Here is a 1,339-nt window from a genome sequence, read left to right on the forward strand (position 1 = left end):
GTTACCAACCATAGTGCAAAAATCATCTGAGTTACATCCTTTAAACTTGAGTTACTAATACAAAGTTTTTAAGGTTTTATAAAATTCATCCGAATTATCCTTTTTTTGAGAACTAAACGCTTTGGCGTTCTGATTCGTTCTTTTCAAAAAAAGGCGTACGTGGTTTTCCTGTGTGCAACCTAAATGCAGTTGTGATCATTTCTTTTCTGCCAAAGTAGCGGAATCTTGGGATTGTTTGCTTAAGTCTGTGAATCGCATTCTGTTTCGGTTGCTGTCTGTGTTTGCTTTTTTCTGTGATTACCAAAAACCTGTCATGCACTACAGTAGGTAACACTGTGTATAATTCATGCTTTACTTCTACTTCATTGGAAAATTCATATATTTAACATTATGATTCGCAACGACTGAAAATCTATCGATTCTCAATCGCACAAAATCATACACAAAAACGTTGTAACACATTATGAGGAAACACTGCACAATTATTATATTTCTTTTTTCAATTTTAAGCTTTTCTCAAGAAGCTAAAACAAAAGAACTAATGGAAAATGGAAATAAAGCCTATCAAAAAAACGATTTTGAAAATGCACGGAAATATTATTATGAAATTATAAAAATTGACTCAACAAATAAAGATGCAATCTTCAATTTAGCGATTACGGAATTAAACCTTGGAAATAAAAATAAATCGTGTGAACTTTTACAAAAAAGTTACAAATTACAAGATTCTGAAGCAGCTAAATTTATTAAAGAATATTGTGGAGAAATTGAATATAATGAAAACATGTTTTATCAAGATGTTGATGAAATGCCGAAGTTCAAAATAGATGATAATCTATATGATTTAATTACTGAGAAAGGTATTAATCCAATTTTATTTGACAAACTAAAAGTTAGAGCAAAAAAGTCTAAAATTTTAAGAAAAATAAAAAACCAGAAAATTTTTGTTTTGTTTAAAATTGACAAAGATGGAAATTTTAACAGCAGAACAACAGGTGAAAACACGAGTAAAGAAATAGATAATGAATTGAAAATAATTTTCAGAGAGATTGCTGAATATGTTCCTTGTCAATATCAGAAAAAAGATGTTGGTATGTGGAACGGATTTTCATTGCCCATAATTTTAAAATAACGTGTTACAACAACGTATAAGGTTCATTGCTACTTCTCTTTTCCATCGGAAAAATAATTACAAATAACTTTAGTATATTTACTTAAGAAACAATTCGTAAAGTTCAGTCTTGCGTTTTTTTCCAAAACGGAATTTTCGTCTCAAAAGGCTCATCCTTGCTAAAAACGCAAGACTGAAATTCCGCAACAAACCTTATACAAACTCGTT

1 protein-coding gene is annotated in these 1,339 nt (G+C 29.7%); it reads left to right on the plus strand.

Annotated features, from left to right (window positions below):
• Window positions 1-541 precede the first annotated feature (541 nt).
• Complete coding sequence (locus tag TD18_RS16380; protein ID WP_152611407.1) at window positions 542-1,132, plus strand: tetratricopeptide repeat protein; 591 nt, start codon at window positions 542-544, stop codon at window positions 1,130-1,132.
• The last annotated feature ends 207 nt before the right edge of the window (window positions 1,133-1,339 follow it).

It is taken from the genome of Psychroserpens mesophilus (assembly GCF_000826645.1).
GTDB lineage: Bacteria > Bacteroidota > Bacteroidia > Flavobacteriales > Flavobacteriaceae > Psychroserpens > Psychroserpens mesophilus.

Bases quoted from the DNA above. Each gene is read 5' to 3' on its own strand.
- TD18_RS16380 (WP_152611407.1), top strand. From the start codon at position 542: ATGGAAAATGGAAATAAAGCCTATCAAAAAAACGATTTTGAAAATGCA.